Source organism: Streptomyces sp. NPDC054794, assembly GCF_053611585.1.
In genome coordinates, this window is sequence record NZ_JBSHAQ010000070.1 from 1 (window position 1) to 18,333 (window position 18,333).

Genomic DNA, 18,333 nt, shown 5'->3' on the forward strand with positions numbered 1-18,333 from the left:
GCGGCCGCCTCCGCGGGCGCGGCGGGGGCGGGGGGCGCGGGGGTCCCCTCCCGGGCCGGCCGCCGGGGCCCCCCGCCCGCCCGGGGGGTGGTTTTCACCGCTGGCGGGCGCCCCCCCCTGCCCCGGCCCCCCCCTCACTCCGTTCAAGCGGTCGCTCAGGACGCCGCGCTGCGCAGGCCCTGCAGGTCGATCTGTTCCGTCTCGTCGTGGGCCGTCAGGTCGATGACCTGGCCGACGGCGCGCGACTCCTCGTCGGCGGGCTTGAACTCGGCCTCGGACTCGGCCTTGTGCAGGGCGAGCGCCTCCTGGCCGACCACGTCGGCGAGGTCCTCGTTCTGCACGGCGTCGAGCGCGGCCGACGGCTCTTCCTTCTGCGTGCCGAAGAAGTCGAACCCGCCCTCGACCACCGGGCGCCGCACGGGCGCGGCCGGTACGACGGCCACCGCGGTCGGCACCGTGAAGTGCCCCGTCGGCTGCTGCGCGGGCGCGGCGGCCGGGGCCGACGCCGTCGGGATGTCGGCGGCCGCGTGCTCGTGCCCGTCGACCGCCTCGGGCTGCCCCTGCGCCTCGTCCTCCTGGCCGGAGTCCGCGGCGGCGGAGCCCTCGGCGGACTCCTGACCGGCCGGCTCGGCGGACGGAGCGGACCGACCGGGCTCCTCCACCGCGGCGGACGCCTCGTTCACGGGGTCTCCGGCGCCCTCTCCTTTGGCGGCCGCGTCACCCTCGTCGACGACCTTGCCACCCTCGTCGACGGCCGTGTTCTCGGCGTTCCCGTCGTTCCCGTCGTTCCCGTCGTTCCCGTCGTTCCCGTCGAACCGGGACAGCGCCGCCTGGGCCCGCAGGAAGAGCCGGGAACCCTCCGGCGAGAACACGTCGGGAACAGCGGGCTGCTCCTCGGCGGACTCGGCGGACTCGTCAGCCGCGGTGGCACCGGTCTCGCCGGCTTCGGCCGCGTCGACCGCACCGGCCGCATCCGTCGCCTCGGCCTCGGCCGCACCCGTCGCCTCGGCGTCGCCCGTCTCGGCGTCGGCCGCGGCAGCCACAGCCCCGGCCTCCGTCGGCTCCGCGCGCCGCGGCGCGGGCGGCAGCGCGCGGGAGGGCGTGGTCGCCTCTATCTCCAGCAGCCGGCGGCCCTCCAGGGCGCTCGCGCGCTCGGTCTCCGCCGTGGCGTAGCGGCGCAGCAGGGCGGCGTGCTCGTTGCGCAGCCCCGCGAGCTCCGCCCGCTTGGCGCGCAGCCGCTGCTCCAGCTTGCCGCGCAGCTCGCGCGACTCCTCCAGGTCGGTCTCCAGCTCGGCGACCCGCTCCTCGTACCGCCACTCGTCGCTCGCCCGCGCGCGCGTGAGGTCGGCGACGTGCTTGCCGGCCTGGGTGTCCCAGCGGCGCATGACGACCGCGCCGATGACCGCCGTCGCCGCGGCGGCCGCGGCCAGGGAGCGCAGCACCGTCTGTTCCGAGAACACCCAGGGGCCCAGGGCGCAGACGAGCGATACGCCTGCGATCGCCGAAGGCGGCAACAGCCTGTGCAGAGGCGGGGAATGGCGGTGACGTCCACGTGGCATGGCCAGAAACTTACCGCGCGTAGGCGAATCGTGGTGCCCCGCCTCGTAAAAACACAGCCATACCGATGCCTACAGACGGCACCAGGAAGATCAGGAACGATCACCAGGCACCGAATTGCGCACGATCGCTTTCAGCGGTCGCTCAGCCGGCCGCTGATCCACTGCAGCGTCCCCGGGATCTCCCGCCGCCAGGTGTTGAAGTTGTGACCGCCGCTCTCCAGGATGATCGACGAGATCCGGGTCAGGTTCGTGGCCCGCACCCGCTCTATGAATTTGAGCGTGTCCTTGTAGTTGGACTCGCCGATCTTGCTGCTGCTGACGAGCAGTGAGGTGTCGGGCGCGGGCTGGTGCTTCAGGTACCACCACAGGTCGGAACGATTCCGCAGGGCCTTGTCGCCCCGGAAGAGATCACCGGTCGTGGCGTCGATCGGCGCCTTGTAGTACGGCGACAGGCCCGCGCCGGCCGCGTACACGTCCGGGTGGTGCATGGCGAGCTTCAGCGCGCAGTAGCCGCCGGTGGAGTCGCCGATAATGCCCCAACTGCCCGGTTTCTTACCCACCCTGTAGTGGGCCAGTACGGCATCGGGCAGGTCCTTGGCGAAGAACGTCTCGGTCTGCGGGCCGCCCGGGACGTCCACGCACTCCGTGTCGCGCGGCGGCGCCACCGTCGGCCGCATCATCACCAGGATCATCGGCTGCATGCGTCCGTCCTTGGCCAGTTCGCCGGCCGTACGCGGATAGTGCAGTTTGTCCACCAGGGCCTTGGCCGTACCGGGGTAGCCGGTGAGGACGACGGCCGCGGGGAACGTACGCGCGCGGTACCGGGGCTGGAAGTACTCCGGCGGCAGGTACACGTACGCGGGCGTGGCGATATGGGTCGTACGACCCACGATGTCGACCTTCTGGATCTGCCCGGTCGCCGACGGACGCGATCCGCGCAGCCCCTGCACCGGCCCGGCGGCCATCACCTGGAGCGGGCCGCCCGCGCCGAGGCGAGCCGTGTGGTCGACGACGACCCCCTGGTCCGTCTCCTTGCCGAACAGGTCCGCCCAGCTCGCGTAGAAGCCGAAGGCCTGGTTGACACCGATACCCAGGCAGAGGAAGAGCGCCAGCTGGGTGGCCAGGAGGAGCCCCACGCGCCCGCTGACGGCCCGCCAGTTCCGCCGGGCCAGCCGCGGCCACAGCCACACCGTGCCGACGAAGAGGAGCACGGCGAGAACGACCGCCAGCATCAGCATCTTGTTGCTCGTGAGACCCATGAGCTGTTCCCGCCTGCGCTTTCCGCCAGGGGCTCGCCGACGCTTCGTGGCGAAGGCTTGCCCCGGGCTTTCCTTGGGCTTTGACCCTGCTTTCCGGTGGGGAGTGAACCTCTCTCCCCGAGACACCGTCCTAGAGGGCGCAATGTCGTCGGATGCCCGAATAGGCACCGGACTCAAGGTCTCTCGCAGAACTACGGGATGCGATGTCTGTCAGGATAGATGGGGAAATGTCGGGCGAGGTTCCGAGCCGATCAAGCGTGGCGCGGCGCGTATTTCACGGACCGCGCCCCGAGGCCGTCCCTGCCGTCATAGGCAGGGCGTGCGCCCTTGTGGGCGTCCTGGACATTGCCGCGGGTGTGTTCCCGCGCTTCCGTCACAGCCGTATGCACGCCCTGGCCGAGGTGCTGCCGGGCGCGCTCGGCCCGTTCGCCGCGGCGCTCGCGCTCAGCACCGGCGTGCTGTTGCTGCTGCTCGCGCACGGGCTCAAGCGGCGCAAGCGCCGGGCCTGGCGGGCCGCCGTGGTGCTCCTGCCGGCCGGCGCGATGTCGCAGTTCGCGTACCGGCACTCCGTCATCGGCGTGCTCATCTCCGTGGCGCTGCTCCTGCCGCTGCTGCGCCACCGCGACGAGTTCTCGGCCCTGCCCGACCCGCGCAGCCGGTGGCGGGCGCTCGCCAACTTCGTCCTCATGGCCGCCGGTTCCCTCGTGCTCGGACTGCTCATCGTCAGCGTCCACCCGAACCGCACGATCGGCGACCCGAGCGTGGCCGATCGCCTGACCCACGTCATCTACGGCCTGTTCGGCTTCGAGGGCCCGATGAACTACGAGGGCAACACGTCCTGGACGGTCGCCTTCTCCCTCGGCGCGCTCGGCTGGCTCACCGCGGTGACCACCATCTACCTGGCCTTCCGCCCCGAACACCCGGCCGCGCGGCTGACCGAGGAGGACGAGGTCCGGCTGCGGGCGCTCCTGGAGAAGCACGGCCGCCGCGACTCCCTCGGCCACTTCGCGCTGCGCCGGGACAAGGCCGTGGTCTTCTCGCCCAGCGGCAAGGCGGCGGTGACCTACCGCGTCGTGTCCGGCGTGATGCTCGCCAGTGGCGACCCGATCGGCGACGTCGAGGCCTGGCCCGGCGCCATCGAGCGGTTCATGGACGAGGCCAAGGCGCACTCCTGGACGCCCGCCGTCATGGGCTGTTCGGAGACGGGCGGCGAGGTGTGGACCCGCGAGACCGGTCTGGACGCCTTGGAACTGGGCGACGAGGCGGTGGTGGACGTCGCGGATTTCTCGCTCGCCGGACGCGCGATGCGCAACGTGCGCCAGATGGTCAAGCGCATCGAGCGGGCCGGCTACGAAACCCGGGTACGGCGCATCCGTGACGTGGGCGAGGCCGAGCTGGAGCGCATCCGGCAGGCCGCGGAGGACTGGCGCGGCACCGACACCGAACGCGGTTTCTCCATGGCCCTGGGCCGCATCGGCGACCCGTCCGACGGGGACTGCCTGATCGCCACCGCCCACAAGGCGGACGAGCAGCCCGGCCCCTACGGCGACCTGAAGGCGATCCTGCACTTCGTGCCCTGGGGCACGGACGGCGCCTCCCTGGACCTGATGCGCCGCGACCGCTCGGCCGACCCCGGCATGAACGAACTGCTCATCGTGGCGGCCCTGCAGGCGGCTCCGAAGCTCGGCGTCAGCCGGGTCTCGCTCAACTTCGCGATGTTCCGCTCGGCCCTGGCACGCGGCGAGAAGATCGGCGCGGGCCCGGTGCTGCGCGCCTGGCGCGGACTGCTGGTGTTCCTCTCGCGCTGGTTCCAGATCGAGTCCCTGTACAAGTTCAACGCCAAGTTCCAGCCCCGCTGGGAGCCGCGGTTCGTCGTCTACCGGGCCTCCGGCGACCTGCCCCGCATCGGCCTCGCCGCCATGCAGGCGGAGGGCTTCGTGAACCTCGCGCTGCCGCTGCCGCGCTTCCTGCGCCGCCGCTCGGCCGCCGCCCGCCCGTGCTCCCACCGGCTCGCGGAACACGACGTGCGGGACGTCAGGGCGGCGTGATCCCGGACCGGCCCGAGCGCGAGCCCCGACCTCTCCTGCCCCGGGGCTTGGGCTCGGGCCACCGGAACGTGCGGCCCCGCCCGGGGCCTACGCTGAACGTATGAGCAACCAGAGCGGGCGCGGCCGAGTCACGGGCCTTCCGGCATGGGACCGCTGCGCGGTCATGGGGGTCGTGAACGTCACCCCCGACTCCTTCTCCGACGGCGGCCGCTTCTTCGACACGACCGCCGCCGTCAAGCACGGCCTCGAACTGGTCGCCGAGGGCGCCGACCTGGTCGACGTCGGCGGCGAGTCCACCCGCCCGGGTGCCACCCGCGTCGACGAAGCCGAGGAACTGCGGCGGGTCATCCCCGTCGTCCGCGGCCTCGCCTCCGAGGGCGTCGTCGTCTCCGTCGACACCGTGCGCGCCTCGGTCGCCGCGCAGGCCCTCGCGGCCGGCGCCGCCCTCGTCAACGACGTCAGCGGCGGCCTCGCCGACCCCGCGATGATCCCGGTGGTCGCCGAGTCGGGCGCCCCCTTCGTCGTCATGCACTGGCGCGGGTTCATGGACGGCGGCAACGTCCACGGGGTGTACGAGGACGCCGTCGCCGAGGTCGTCGACGAGCTGCACGCGCGCGTGGAGGCCGTTCTGGCGGGCGGCATCGCCCCCGACCGCATCGTCGTCGACCCCGGCCTCGGCTTCTCCAAGGAGGCCGAGCACGACCTGGCCCTGCTCGCCCACCTGGACCGCCTGACCGCCCTGGGCCACCCGTTCCTGGTCGCCGCGTCCCGCAAGCGTTTCCTCGGCCGCGTCCTGGCCGGACCGGAGGGGGAGCCCCCGCCGGCCCGGGAGCGCGACGCCGCCACGGCCGCCGTCTCCGCGCTCGCCGCACAGGCCGGCGCCTGGGCGGTACGCGTCCACGAGGTGCGCGCGACGGCGGACGCCGTGCGGGTCGCGCGCGCCGTGGAAGGCGCGCGCACGGAAGGGAACACGCCCGGCGCGAGTGGAGAAGGAACCCGGTGAGCGCCCCCCATACCGACGTCGAACAGGTCGAACTCGCCAATACCGCCTTCTACGAGGCGATGGAGCGCGGCGACTTCGAGGAACTGTCCTCGCTCTGGCTCACCCCCGCCGACCTGGGCGTCGACGAGGAGTACCACGACCCGGCGGATGCCGGCGTGATCTCCTGCGTGCACCCGGGCTGGCCGGTGCTCACCGGGCGCGGCGAGGTCCTGCGGTCATACGCGCTGATCATGGCGAACACCGACTACATCCAGTTCTTCCTCACCGACGTCCATGTCTCCGTCACCGGCGACACCGCCCTGGTGACCTGCACCGAGAACATCCTCAGCGGGGGTCCCGCGCCCGCGGAGGGCGCGGAGCTCGGCCCGCTCGTCGGGCAGCTCGTCGTCGCCACGAACGTCTTCCGGCGCACCCCCGACGGCTGGAAGCTCTGGTCCCACCACGCCTCCCCGGTTATGGCCGAAAACGATGAGGACGAGGACGAGGACACCTCTGCCTGAGTGGGTAGGCGCCCCGCAGGGACCAAGGAGTGGTTGGAATCACCTACCCCCGGGTATGTGCGGCTACCACCCCATGAGCCGCCGGGTTCCCCAGGGGAAACACGTGATGAACCCTCCCGACCCCCGCCCGGGCCCGCGCTCTCATGGCCTGGTTTTGTCAGTGCCCGCAGGTAGATTCGTCTGAGGCCGGTGTGCCGCCCGCACTCGGTACGAACCGGCCGTTACCGACGATTGCAGGAGTGATTCGCGTGGATCGTGTCGCGCTGCGTGGCCTCAAGGCCCGCGGGCACCACGGTGTCTTCCCCAAGGAGCGCGAGGGGGGCCAGACCTTCCTCGTGGACCTCGTCCTTGGCCTGGACACCCGGCCGGCCGCGGCGGACGACGACCTGGCGAAGACCGTGCACTACGGCATCGTGGCCGAGGAAGTCGTGGCCGTGGTCGAGGGCGAGCCGGTGAACCTCATCGAGACGCTCGCCGAGCGGATCGCCCAGGCCTGTCTGAAGCACGAGGGGGTCCAGGAGGTCGAGGTCGTCGTCCACAAACCGGACGCTCCGATCACGGTCCCCTTCGACGACGTGACCGTCACCATCACCCGGAGCCGAGTATGACCGCATCCTTCACGCAGGGTCCCAGCGACCCGACCGTCCAGCCGGTGCCCGCCTCCGTCGTCGAGCAGGTCGACGCCGCCGACACGACACTCAGCAACCCGAAATGGGCCGTGATCTCCCTCGGCTCCAACCTCGGCAACCGCCTGGAGACGCTCCAGGGCGCCGTCGACGCCCTGGAGGACACCCCGGGCGTGCGCATCAAGGGCGTCTCACCGGTGTACGAGACGGAGCCGTGGGGCGTCGAGCCCGGCAGCCAGCCCTCGTACTTCAACGCGGTCGTGGTCCTGAAGACCACCCTGCCCCCGTCCTCCCTGCTGGAGCGCGCGCACGCGGTCGAGGAGGCCTTCAACCGGGTACGGGACGAGCGCTGGGGCCCGCGCACCCTCGACGTCGACATCGTCGCGTACGCCGACGTCGTCTCCGCTGACCCGCATCTGACCCTGCCCCACCCGCGCGCCCACGAGCGCGCCTTCGTGCTGGCGCCCTGGTACGACGTGGACCCCGACGCCCATCTGCCCGGCCGCGGCGCGGTCGGCGACCTTCTCGCGGCCCTCACCCGGCACGGCGTGGAAGCCCGCGCGGACCTGGAACTCCGCCTGCCCGAGTAGTCGTTAAGGTCAAGGGCCGAGACGAACGCACGGTCCGGCCACACGTACTGCGGGGGAGCTGAAGGAACACCGTGAGAGAGCTGCGCATCAGGGTGCTGGTCGGCGTGTTCGTCGTCGCCGGGGTGCTGTCCTGGGCGGGCGCCCGCCTGTGGAACTCGGTGGGCACACTGCCCAGTGTTCCGCTGGCCGCCCCCATCGTCCTCGCCCTGATCGCCGTGGTGCTCCTGTCCACGGCGCTCTCGATTCGCAACCGTCTCAAGGCCCAGCGCGAGCGCCGCCCCGGCGCCAAGGGCGTCGACCCGCTCATGGCCGCCCGCGCGGTCGTCTTCGGTCAGGCCAGCGCCCTGGTGGCCGCCCTGGTCGCCGGGATGTACGGCGGCACGGGCGTCTTCCTGCTGGAGCTCCTCGACATGCCCGCCCGCCGCGACCAGGCGATCTACGCCGCCTTCTCGGTCCTGGCCGGCTTCGCCGTCATAGCGGCCGCCATCTTCCTGGAGCGCGTCTGCAAGCTCCCGGAGGACGAGGACCACAACCACACGGGGGCCGAACCGGCGGCGTGATCCGCCGGCGCGTCGGCCCGCCCCGGCGGTCGTTCAGCGCCCCGGCGGGGTCGTTCAGCGCGCCATGATGAGGCTCATCGCCTCGTTCCGCGTCGCGGCGTCGCGCAGCTGGCCGCGCACCGCGGACGTTATGGTCTTCGCGCCCGGCTTGCGGATGCCCCGCATCGACATGCACATGTGCTCGCACTCGACGACCACGATCACGCCGCGGGGCTCCAGGATGTCCATCAGCGAGTCCGCGATCTGCGTGGTGAGTCGTTCCTGCACCTGCGGCCGGCGGGCGTAGACGTCGACGAGCCGGGCCAGCTTGGACAGGCCGGTGATCTTCCCAGTGACGGACGGGATGTAGCCGACGTGGGCGACTCCCCTGAAGGGCACCAGGTGATGCTCACAGGTCGAGTACACCTCGATGTCCTTCACGAGCACCATCTCGTCGTGCCCGAGGTCGAAGGTGGTCGTCAGCACGTCCTCGGGCTGCTGCCACAGTCCCGCGAAGATCTCCTTGTACGCCCGCGCCACCCGCGCCGGCGTCTCCCTCAGGCCCTCGCGGTCCGGGTCCTCGCCGACCGCGATCAGGAGTTCGCGTACGGCGTTCTCGGCGCGCTTCTCGTCGAACTCGCCGATGGTGCCCTCGCCGTCCAGGGTCACGGGGTCGGTCATTGGTGCCTCGTTCCTGTGTCACTTGCCTGCGGACATCCGGAAATGCCGCGTCCCCCAAGGCTAAAACCTTGGGGGACGCGGCATCCATTCCGGGACTGGTGCGGCCCGTGGGCCCCACCAGGAACGGTCAGCTCTCGGAGCGGTCCTCCGGGGTCTGCTCCGTCACCGGGGCGGACTCGGCCGCCGTGGACTTCGCGGTGCTGATCGCCGGCGTCGAGCCGTTCGCCCCGTTGGTCAGTGCCAGCTCCTTCGGGGAGAGCACCGGCGGGCGGGTGGACGGCGTACGCCGGGAGGAGCCGGTCCACGCGGGCCGTGCGGGCCGCTTGTGGATCGCCGCGAAGATCTCGGCGATCTCCTCCTTGCCGAGCGTCTCCTTCTCCAGCAGGGCCAGGACGAGGTTGTCGAGGACGTCGCGGTTCTCGACCAGGATCTCCCAGGCCTCGTTGTGCGCGTTCTCGATGAGCTTCTTGACTTCCTCGTCCACCAGCGCGGCGACCTCTTCCGAGTAGTCACGCTGGTGAGCCATCTCACGTCCGAGGAACGGCTCGGTGTTGTCGCCGCCGAACTTGATGGCGCCGAGACGCTCGGTCATGCCGTACTGGGTGACCATCGCGCGGGCCGTGGTGGTGGCCTTCTCGATGTCGTTCGCGGCGCCCGTGGTCGGGTCGTGGAAGACCAGTTCCTCGGCCGCGCGGCCGCCCAGCATGTAGGCCAGCTGGTCGAGCATCTCGTTGCGGGTGGTCGAGTACTTGTCCTCGTCCGGGAGCACCATCGTGTAGCCGAGGGCGCGGCCGCGGGACAGGATCGTGATCTTGTGGACCGGATCGGAGTTCGGCGAGGCCGCCGCGACCAGGGCGTGACCGCCCTCGTGGTACGCGGTGATCTTCTTCTCCTTGTCCGACATGATCCGGGTCCGCTTCTGCGGGCCCGCGACCACACGGTCGATCGCCTCGTCCAGCATGGAGTTGTCGATCAGCTTCTTGTCGCTGCGCGCCGTGAGCAGGGCGGCCTCGTTGAGGACGTTGCTCAGGTCGGCACCGGTGAAGCCCGGGGTACGGCGAGCGACCGCAGACAGGTCGACGTCGGGAGCGACCGGCTTGCCCTTCTGGTGGACCTTGAGGATCTCCAGACGGCCCTGCAAATCCGGCGGGTCGACCGCGATCTGGCGGTCGAAGCGGCCGGGGCGCAGGAGGGCCGGGTCGAGGATGTCGGGCCGGTTCGTCGCGGCGATGAGGATCACGCCGCCCTTGACGTCGAAGCCGTCCATCTCGACGAGCAGCTGGTTCAGCGTCTGCTCGCGCTCGTCGTGACCACCGCCGAGGCCGGCGCCGCGGTGGCGGCCGACCGCGTCGATCTCGTCGACGAAGACGATCGCCGGGGCGTTCGCCTTGGCCTGCTCGAACAGGTCACGGACTCGGGAGGCACCGACGCCGACGAACATCTCGACGAAGTCGGAACCGGAGATCGAGTAGAAGGGGACCCCGGCCTCGCCGGCCACGGCACGCGCGAGCAGCGTCTTGCCGGTACCCGGACGGCCGTACAGGAGCACGCCCTTGGGGATCTTGGCGCCGACGGCCTGGAACTTCGCCGGCTCCTGCAGGAACTCCTTGATCTCCTGGAGTTCCTCGACCGCCTCGTCACAGCCCGCGACGTCCGAGAAGGTCGTCTTCGGGGTGTCCTTGGTGATGAGCTTCGCCTTCGACTTGCCGAAGTTCATGACCCGGGAGCCGCCGCCCTGCATCTGATTCATCAGGAACAGGAAGACGACCACGATGAGGACAAAGGGGAGCAGCGAGAGCAGAACGCCGACGAACGGGTTCTGCTTGGACGGCGCGACCGTGTAGCCGTCCGGGATCTGCTTGTCCTGGTACTTGTTCTGCAGCGTCGTGGCCAGGGCCACGCCCTGGTCGCCGATGTAGCTCGCCTGGATCTTCGAGCTGCCCTCGACCTTGACGCCGTCCTTGAGCGTGACCTTGACGGTCTGCTCGTCACCGGTGGTGAGCTTGGCCGACTCGACCTTGTTGTCGTTGATCGCCGCCACGACCTGGCCGGTGTCCACCGTCTTGTAGCCGCCGGACGAGCCGACGACCTGCATCAACACGACCACGGCAAGGACGGCCAGCACGATCCACATGACCGGCCCACGGAAGTATCGCTTCACGTCCATCCATACGGAGCGGTGCCGCCCCGTCCCTCCTGCCATAGTGAGTTTGATAAGACAGTTCTTCTGACGGTACCCCAGCATTGTCACCCGAAGCCGCGCGAAGCCGCTCGGACGGCTGGCATTCCCGTCTCTGCATGCTCCAACGGCACGAAACCCGCTGGGGTTCCCGATCGTCTTACGGACTTGGGCCCTTTGGGGCTCAGCCGCCGTAGACGTGAGGCGCGAGCGTACCGACGAACGGGAGGTTGCGGTACTTCTCGGCGTAGTCGAGGCCGTAGCCCACGACGAACTCGTTGGGGATGTCGAAGCCGACCCACTCCACGTCGATGGCGACCTTGGCGGCGTCGGGCTTGCGCAGCAGCGTGCACACCTTCAGCGAGGCGGGCTCGCGCGAGCCGAGGTTGTTGATCAGCCAGGACAGGGTCAGGCCGGAGTCGATGATGTCCTCGACGATCAGGACGTGCTTGCCCTTGATGTCGGTGTCGAGGTCCTTGAGGATCCGCACGACACCGGAGGACTGGGTGCCCGCGCCGTACGAGGACACGGCCATCCAGTCCATCGTGACGGGGGTGGACAGCGCCCGGGCAAGGTCGGCCATGACCATCACCGCGCCCTTGAGCACGCCGACGATCAGCAGGTCCTTGCCCTCGTACTCCGCGTCGATCTTCGCGGCCAGCTCGGCCAGCTTCGCGTCGATCTCTTCCTTGGTGATGAGCACCCGCTGGAGGTCGGCACCCATGTCTTTCGCGTCCACCCGCATCACTTTCGGTCGTCCCACCGGCCCGCCGGTCCCGTCCCCTAAGGGAGATCCGGCGCCTCCCCCGGGGGGAGGGATTCAGCCTTGCCGAATCACCAGTCTGCCACCCTGTCGCTGGGCGACGACTTTGCCCGGGAGATTGATGGCCCCCTGGCCACGCCAACCGGTGATCAGCCGGTCGAGTTCCTCGATGTGGCGGGCGAACAGCGAACCGGCCGGAGCGCCCGCCTCGATGGCGGCGCGGCGCAGGATGCGACGGCGCACCGCGGGCGGCAGCGCGAAGAGCTTGGAGCACTCCAGGAGTCCGGTGGCGTCACGGACGGCGGTCTCGGCCTGACTGGCCCAGGCGTCGAGGGCGTCGGCGTCGTCGCGGGAGAGCTGGGCCGTACGGGCGAGTGCCTCGACGACGCCCTTGCCGAGGGCCTTCTCCAGGGCGGGCAGGCCCTCGTGGCGCAGCCGGGAGCGCGTGTACGCCGGGTCGGCGTTGTGCGGGTCGTCCCAGACCGGCAGGGACTGGACCATGCAGGCCTTGCGGGCGGTCTGCCGGTCGAGCTGGAGGAAGGGGCGGCGGTAACGGCCGCCGGCCCCCGAGACCGCGGCCATTCCGGACAGGGAGCGGATGCCGGAGCCGCGGGCGAGGCCGAGCAGGACGGTTTCGGCCTGGTCGTCGCGGGTGTGACCGAGCAGAATCGCGCGGGCGCCGTGGCGTTCGGCGGCGGCGTCGAGGGCGGCGTAGCGGGCGTCCCGGGCGGCGGCCTCGGGGCCTCCCTCGCGGCCCACGGTGACGGCGATGGACTCGACAGGGTCCAGGCCGAGTTCGCGCAGCCTCAGGACGACTTCGTCGGCGCGCAGGCCGGAGCCGGGCTGGAGGCCGTGGTCGACGGTGATACCGCCGGCGCGGATGCCGAGTTTGGGGGCTTCGAAGGCGAGGGCGGAGGCGAGGGCCATGGAGTCGGCGCCGCCGGAGCACGCCACGAGGACGAGCGGGGACGGGGGGCGCTCGTACGCGCCGTGCGTGCTGTCCGGGGCGGCGTGCGTGCCGACCCGGGAGTTGGGGATCTGTTCGTCGATGAGGTCGTGAAGGACGCGGCGGACCGCCAGGCGTATCGCCGCGACCGCAGGATGGGGACCCATGTCCGGTTCCCTTCATGAAATTGTCGGGGGTGAGCCCGAGCTTCGGTCACTCAGAGTGTGTAGATGGTGACAGAAACGGGCCGTTCCCCGAGCATTGCACGCCTACCCATGGCTCACGGTCCCTCGGACGGGTGATTGGAGGGGCGTTCGCCTGCCGTCGGCCGGATTCGGTTCACGACTTTCCCACGGGGTTCACGACTCCGGCTTGCGGTGCACCCGCGCGATCCAGTCCGCCGGTTTGGCGATCTCCGTCTTGGTCGGCAGGGTGTTCGGAGAGGTCCACACGCGGTTGAAGCCGTCCATGCCGACCTGGTCGACGACCGCGCGCACGAAGCGCTCGCCGTCCCGGTATTGCCGCAGCTTGGCGTCCAGTCCCAGCAGTTTGCGCAGCGCCAGGTCCAGCCGGGAAGCGCCCTTGGCGCGGCGCTGCTGGAACTTCTCGCGGATCTCCGAGACGGTCGGTACGACCTCCGGACCGACCCCGTCCATCACGAAGTCGGCGTGCCCCTCCAGGAGGGACATCACCGCGGTGAGGCGGCCGAGGATCTCGCGCTGGGCCGGGGTCTGCACCAGTTCGACGAACGACCGTCCGCCGTCGTCCTCCTCGCCCTCCGGGCGCCCGCCGGCCAGCGACTGGGCGGCCTCGCGCATACGTTCCAGGACGGTCATCGGGTCGACGTCGGTCTCCGCCAAGAAAGACTGGATTTCACCCTCCAGGTGGTCACGCAGCCACGGCACGGCGGTGAACTGCGTGCGGTGCGTCTCCTCGTGCAGGCACACCCACAGCCGGAAGTCGTGCGGTTCCACGTCGAGTTCGCGCTCCACGTGGACGATGTTCGGCGCGACCAGCAGCAGTCGGCCGCCGCCGTTCTCGCCGGCCGGGAGGTCGCGGGTGGCGGGGGCGAAGGTCTCGTACTGGCCGAGGACACGGGAGGCCAGGAAGGACAGCAGCATGCCCAGTTCGACGCCGGTGACCTTGCCGCCGACGGCGCCGAGGACCGCACCGGCGGGGGTGCCGCCGCGCCGCTCCTGCATCTTGTCCAGCAGGGGCTTGAGGATCTCTCGGAAACCGGCCACGTTCGCCCGGACCCAGCCCGGACGGTCGACGACCAGTACAGGCGTGCCGTGGGTGTCCTCGGTGCCCATACGAGTGAAGCCCCGAACGTGTTCCTCCGAGGCTTTCGCGTGCCGCCGCAGTTCCGCGACGACGGCGCGGGCCTCGTCGCGGCTCACCTCGGGGCCCGGCCGCACGAGCCGGCTCGCGGTCGCCACCGCGAGGTTCCAGTCGACCATCCCAGGAGATGCAGCGCCACCGATGCTCGTCATGCGTCAACCGTACGTGAGCCTTCCCACTTGGGGCAGGCCGTGCGAGGTCGGCGAGGCTCGGGGCGACCCGTGGGGCGCCGGGGGATTCCCGTGCAGGCAGGGGTGAGCCGAGGTTCGAGCGGCCCCCGCACCCGCACTCCGCCGGCTACCCGCATCCGCACCCCGCCAGCGCCGTCGCCGTCTTGTCCAGGGCCGTCTGGGCCGCGACCGGATCCGTCGTGTTCGCGGCGAGGAAGGCGAAGGCCAGGAGCCGGCCGTCCCGGTCGACCACCGTGCCCGCCAGCGTGTTCACGCCCGTCAGGGTGCCGGTCTTCGCCCGGACGACGCCCGCCGCGCCGTCCGCGTAGCGGCTGCTGAGGGTGCCGGTGAAGCCGGCCACGGGCAGACCGGTGAGGACGGGCCGCAGGCCGGGGTGGGTGGCGGAGCCGGCCTCGACCAGGAGGGCGGTCAGGAGGTTCGCGGTCAGCCTGTCGTTGCGGTTCAGGCCGCTGCCGTCGTGGAACGACGCGCCCTTCATCGGCAGGCCCAGCTTCTTCAGCTGCGCGGCGATCGCGGCCGCGCCGCCGTCGAAGCTCGTCGGCCGGCCGCTCGCCAGGGCGGTCTGGCGGGCCAGGGCCTCGGCGATGTCGTTGTCGCTGTTGGTCAGCATGCGTTCGACCAGGTCGGACAGGGGCGGCGAGCCGACCGAGGCGAGGGCGGTGGCGCGGCCGGTCGCCTTGGAGGGGCCGGGGTGCGTGGTCTTGATGCCGGCGTCCTTGAGGAACCCGGCGAACTTGCCGGCCGCGTCCGCCGCGGGGTCGGCCACCCGGGTCACCGGCCCGCTGTTCGAGCCGTCGGTGCGGCCCTCGTCGGTCATCAGGGCGCTGACGGGGGAGAGGTTGTCGTTGACGCCGATCGGGTGGAGCACGGGGCCCGTGTACAGGGTGGTGTCGTACGAGAGCGTCACCTGGCGGACGCCGCGCCGCCGAAGGGCCTCGGCCGTGTCCCGCGCCAGGGTGCGCAGGCTCGCCCAGCCCTCCGCCTTGCTGTGGGCGGTGAGCGTCGGGTCGCCGCCGCCGACGAGGACGAGTTCCTTGGTGTCGGGTTCCAGGGCGGTCCGGGTGGTGAGGCGGTGGTCGGCGCCCAGGGCGGACAGCGCGGCGACGGCGGTGGCGATCTTCGTGGTGGAGGCGGGGGTCAGGGCCGTGTCGGCGCCGGTGCCGTACAGCCGGCCGCCACTCGCCACGTCGACGACCGCGGCCGTGTGCGAGCCGCCGAGCGCCGGGTCGTCCAGGAGCGGGTCCAGGACGTTCGCGAGGGCCTTCCCGGTGGGCGCCGACCTGACCTTGTGGGCGGTGCCGCCCAGGCTCGTCAGGACGGACGCGGCGCTCGGGGCGGGCCGGGGCCCGTCGGCCACCTTGTCGGAGTCACCGCCGTGATCTGCGCCACCCGGCCGCTCCAGGGCGACCGCGCGCTCCCGCTCGGCCGTACGCTGACCGTTGGCGTCCCAGGGGCCGGCGGCGGAAACCACTCCGGCGGCCAGTGCCAGCCCGGCGGTGGCGGCGCCCGCGGTGTACTGCCAGGTCTTCAGGGACCGCGGACGAGCGAGGCCCCCTGGCCCCGCGAGCCGGGGTCCCACGGCCCGGGTGATCCGCGCGACCCGCGGTTTCGCGGCCGCCGCGACCCGTGCCAGACGGGGTCGTACGGCGTTCGCGAGCCGCACCACATGCGGTCCCGCGGCTCGCCAAGGCCTCAGCTCTGGCACGACCACCAGCCCCTTTCGCGATCACACACCTGCGTGAGGGACACTTAATCACCAGAACTATGTGCTGATCATGGAGGAGCCACCGGTGGAGTTCGACGTCACGATCGAGATCCCGAAGGGTTCGCGGAACAAGTACGAGGTGGACCACGAGACCGGTCGGATCCGCCTGGACCGTCGCCTCTTCACCTCGACCGCCTACCCGACCGACTACGGCTTCGTCGAGAACACCCTCGGCGAGGACGGCGACCCGCTGGACGCGCTGGTCATCCTGGACGAGCCGACCTTCCCGGGCTGCCTCATCAAGTGCCGTGCGATCGGCATGTTCCGGATGACGGACGAGGCGGGCGGCGACGACAAGCTGCTGTGCGTTCCGGCCACCGACCCGCGGGTGGAGCACCTGCGCGACATCCATCACGTGTCGGAGTTCGACCGCCTGGAGATCCAGCACTTCTTCGAGGTCTACAAGGACCTGGAGCCCGGCAAGTCCGTCGAGGGCGCCAACTGGGTCGGCCGCACCGACGCCGAGATCGAGATCGAGCGGTCCTACAAGCGCTTCAAGGAGCAGGGCGGTCACTGACCTCCGTCCCGAAGGACTCGAGGACGGTCACCACTGCGTCCCGAACGGGCCGCACGCGCACGCGTGCGGCCCGTTCGCATGTCCGCGGTGGGCCCTGCGCATACTGGGGCCTGGGCAAGGTGTCGTTCAGGGAGCGTTGCGGAGTGACGGAGGCGGAGGACCGCAAGCCTCGTTCGGACGAGGCGAGGAGCACGTACGACTCCGAGATCACGTCGGAGTTCGCCGTACCCGAGGGGCTGTCGGTCCCGAGGACGGGCGGTGAGTCCGAGACGACGTCCGAGTTCGCCGTGCCCGAGGGCACGCACACGCCGCAGGCGCCGAGCGTCGAGCCGGAGGGCTCGGCGTTCAGCGTGCCGAGCACCTACAGCACCCGGCAGGCCCCGCCGGCGTTCACCCCGGCGACCGGCATACCGGCCGTCAGCCTGGTCAAGGACGCGCCCTGGCAGGACCGGATGCGCACGATGCTGCGCCTGCCGGTGGCCGAGCGGCCGGCCCCGGAGCCGGTGCAGAGGGGCGAGGAGGAGGGCGGCCCGGCCGTCCCGCGCGTGCTCGACCTGACCCTGCGTATCGGCGAGCTGCTGCTGGCGGGCGGCGAGGGCGCCGAGGACGTCGAGGCCGCGATGTTCGCGGTGTGCCGGTCGTACGGCCTCGACCGCTGCGAGCCGACCGTCACCTTCACGCTGCTGTCGATCTCGCACCAGCCGTCCCTGGTGGACGACCCGGTCACGGCGTCCCGCACGGTGCGCCGGCGCGGCACCGACTACACGCGTCTGGCGGCCGTCTTCCGGCTCGTGGACGACCTGACGGACCCGGAGACCCATGTCTCCCTGGAGGAGGCCTACCGGCGGCTCGTGGAGATCCGCCGCAACCGCCACCCGTACCCCACCTGGGTGCTGACCGCGGCGACCGGACTGCTCGCGGGCGCGGCCTCCATCCTGGTCGGCGGTGACGTGATCGTGTTCGTGGCGGCGGCGCTGGGCGCGATGCTCGGCGACCGGCTGGCCTGGCTGTGCGCGGGGCGCGGGCTGCCGGAGTTCTACCAGTTCACGGTGGCCGCGATGCCGCCCGCCGCGGTCGGCGTGGCGTTCACGCTGGCGCACGTCGACGTGAAGGCGTCCGCGGTGATCACCGGTGGGCTGTTCGCGCTGCTGCCCGGACGGGCGCTGGTGGCGGGCGTGCAGGACGGTCTGACCGGCTTCTACATCACCGCCGCCGCCCGCCTGCTGGAGGTCATGTACTTCTTCGTCGGCATCGTCATCGGCGTGCTGGTCATCCTGTACTTCGGCGTGAAGCTGGGCGGCACGCTCAACCCGGACGCGGCGCTGAACATCGCCGAGCGGCCGCTGCTCCAGATCGCCGCTTCGATGCTGCTGTCGCTGACCTTCGCCGTACTGCTCCAGCAGGAACGATCCACCGTGCTGGCGGTGACGCTCAACGGCGGCGTCGCCTGGTCGGTGTACGGCGCGATGCACTACGCCGGGGAGATCTCGCCGGTGGCCTCCACGGCCGTGGCCGCGGGGCTGGTGGGGCTGTTCGGGCAGCTGTTGTCGCGGTACCGGTTCGCGTCCGCGCTGCCGTACACCACGGCCGCGATCGGACCGCTGCTGCCGGGTTCGGCGACCTACTTCGGGCTGCTGTCCATCGCGCAGAACGAGGTCGACAAGGGGCTCGTGTCCCTGGCCAAGGCCGCGTCCCTCGCCATGGCCATCGCGATCGGCGTCAACCTGGGGGCGGAGATCTCCCGGCTGTTCCTGCGCGTCGGCTCCGCCAAGAAGCGCCGGGCCGCCAAGCGGACGAGGGGCTTCTGAGGCCCCCGGCCGCCTGCT

The 18,333-nt window shown here is 71.2% G+C and carries 16 protein-coding genes; 8 read left to right on the forward strand and 8 right to left on the reverse strand.

Annotation, left to right across the window (positions count from 1 at the left end; genetic code table 11):
- Positions 1-155 precede the first annotated feature (155 nt).
- Together ACWGKT_RS42980 and ACWGKT_RS42985 are read right to left on the reverse strand one after the other, a co-directional pair.
- Entirely contained in the window at positions 156-1,559 is a 1,404-nt protein-coding gene (locus ACWGKT_RS42980) for a hypothetical protein (RefSeq protein WP_453277977.1), read from the reverse strand.
- Positions 1,560-1,690: 131 nt separating this feature from the next.
- On the reverse strand, positions 1,691-2,818 hold the full coding sequence (locus ACWGKT_RS42985) for an alpha/beta hydrolase (protein WP_453277978.1): 1,128 nt from the start codon (positions 2,816-2,818) through the stop codon (positions 1,691-1,693).
- Between the two features lie 227 nt (positions 2,819-3,045).
- Between ACWGKT_RS42985 and ACWGKT_RS42990 the strand changes: the two genes are divergently transcribed.
- From ACWGKT_RS42990 to ACWGKT_RS43015, 6 genes are all read left to right on the forward strand, one after another.
- Positions 3,046-4,866 carry a phosphatidylglycerol lysyltransferase domain-containing protein gene (locus ACWGKT_RS42990; RefSeq protein WP_356147696.1) on the forward strand — a complete coding sequence of 607 codons (1,821 nt, stop codon included), beginning with the start codon at positions 3,046-3,048 and terminating at the stop codon, positions 4,864-4,866.
- 100 nt (positions 4,867-4,966) lie between these two features.
- A complete protein-coding gene (gene folP, locus ACWGKT_RS42995) occupies positions 4,967-5,869 on the forward strand; it encodes a dihydropteroate synthase (RefSeq protein WP_453277979.1) in 903 nt (300 codons plus the stop codon).
- Positions 5,866-6,369, forward strand: coding sequence for a nuclear transport factor 2 family protein (locus ACWGKT_RS43000; RefSeq protein ID WP_356147692.1), 504 nt, complete (start codon positions 5,866-5,868; stop codon positions 6,367-6,369). The genes folP and ACWGKT_RS43000 overlap by 4 nt, the downstream gene beginning before the upstream one ends.
- Before the next feature lie 248 nt (positions 6,370-6,617).
- Entirely contained in the window at positions 6,618-6,977 is a 360-nt protein-coding gene (gene folB, locus ACWGKT_RS43005; protein WP_453277980.1) for a dihydroneopterin aldolase, read from the forward strand.
- Positions 6,974-7,585, forward strand: a complete 612-nt coding sequence (folK, locus tag ACWGKT_RS43010; protein ID WP_453277981.1) for a 2-amino-4-hydroxy-6-hydroxymethyldihydropteridine diphosphokinase — start codon at positions 6,974-6,976, stop codon at positions 7,583-7,585. Before folB ends, folK begins: the two co-directional genes overlap by 4 nt.
- A gap of 71 nt (positions 7,586-7,656) precedes the next feature.
- The gene (locus tag ACWGKT_RS43015) at positions 7,657-8,145 is read left to right on the forward strand and encodes a DUF3180 domain-containing protein (RefSeq protein WP_356147686.1); all 489 of its coding nucleotides are present in this window, start codon (positions 7,657-7,659) and stop codon (positions 8,143-8,145) included.
- A 54-nt stretch (positions 8,146-8,199) separates the two neighbouring features.
- Here the strand turns inward: ACWGKT_RS43015 and folE are convergent, their stop codons facing one another.
- The 6 genes from folE to dacB all read right to left on the reverse strand — a co-directional run bounded on the left by folE (position 8,200) and on the right by dacB (position 15,936).
- Positions 8,200-8,805, reverse strand: coding sequence for a GTP cyclohydrolase I FolE (gene folE, locus ACWGKT_RS43020; protein WP_235457277.1), 606 nt, complete (start codon positions 8,803-8,805; stop codon positions 8,200-8,202).
- Between the two features lie 127 nt (positions 8,806-8,932).
- The gene (gene ftsH / locus ACWGKT_RS43025) at positions 8,933-10,972 is read right to left on the reverse strand and encodes an ATP-dependent zinc metalloprotease FtsH (RefSeq protein WP_235457278.1); all 2,040 of its coding nucleotides are present in this window, start codon (positions 10,970-10,972) and stop codon (positions 8,933-8,935) included.
- Between the two features lie 196 nt (positions 10,973-11,168).
- A complete protein-coding gene (hpt, locus tag ACWGKT_RS43030) occupies positions 11,169-11,729 on the reverse strand; it encodes a hypoxanthine phosphoribosyltransferase (RefSeq protein WP_356147823.1) in 561 nt (186 codons plus the stop codon).
- A gap of 75 nt (positions 11,730-11,804) precedes the next feature.
- Positions 11,805-12,860, reverse strand: a complete 1,056-nt coding sequence (gene tilS, locus ACWGKT_RS43035) for a tRNA lysidine(34) synthetase TilS (protein ID WP_453277982.1) — start codon at positions 12,858-12,860, stop codon at positions 11,805-11,807.
- 192 nt (positions 12,861-13,052) lie between these two features.
- A complete protein-coding gene (locus ACWGKT_RS43040; protein ID WP_235457280.1) occupies positions 13,053-14,186 on the reverse strand; it encodes a zinc-dependent metalloprotease in 1,134 nt (377 codons plus the stop codon).
- 145 nt (positions 14,187-14,331) lie between these two features.
- A complete protein-coding gene (gene dacB / locus ACWGKT_RS43045; RefSeq protein ID WP_453277983.1) occupies positions 14,332-15,936 on the reverse strand; it encodes a D-alanyl-D-alanine carboxypeptidase/D-alanyl-D-alanine endopeptidase in 1,605 nt (534 codons plus the stop codon).
- Positions 15,937-16,015: 79 nt separating this feature from the next.
- Here dacB and ACWGKT_RS43050 point away from each other — a divergent pair, with 79 nt between their 5' ends.
- Positions 16,016-16,507: an inorganic diphosphatase gene (locus ACWGKT_RS43050; RefSeq protein WP_010044289.1), complete on the forward strand. Its 492-nt coding sequence runs from the start codon at positions 16,016-16,018 to the stop codon at positions 16,505-16,507.
- Positions 16,508-16,650: 143 nt separating this feature from the next.
- The gene (locus tag ACWGKT_RS43055; RefSeq protein ID WP_453277984.1) at positions 16,651-18,315 is read left to right on the forward strand and encodes a threonine/serine ThrE exporter family protein; all 1,665 of its coding nucleotides are present in this window, start codon (positions 16,651-16,653) and stop codon (positions 18,313-18,315) included.
- Positions 18,316-18,333: the final 18 nt, after the last annotated feature.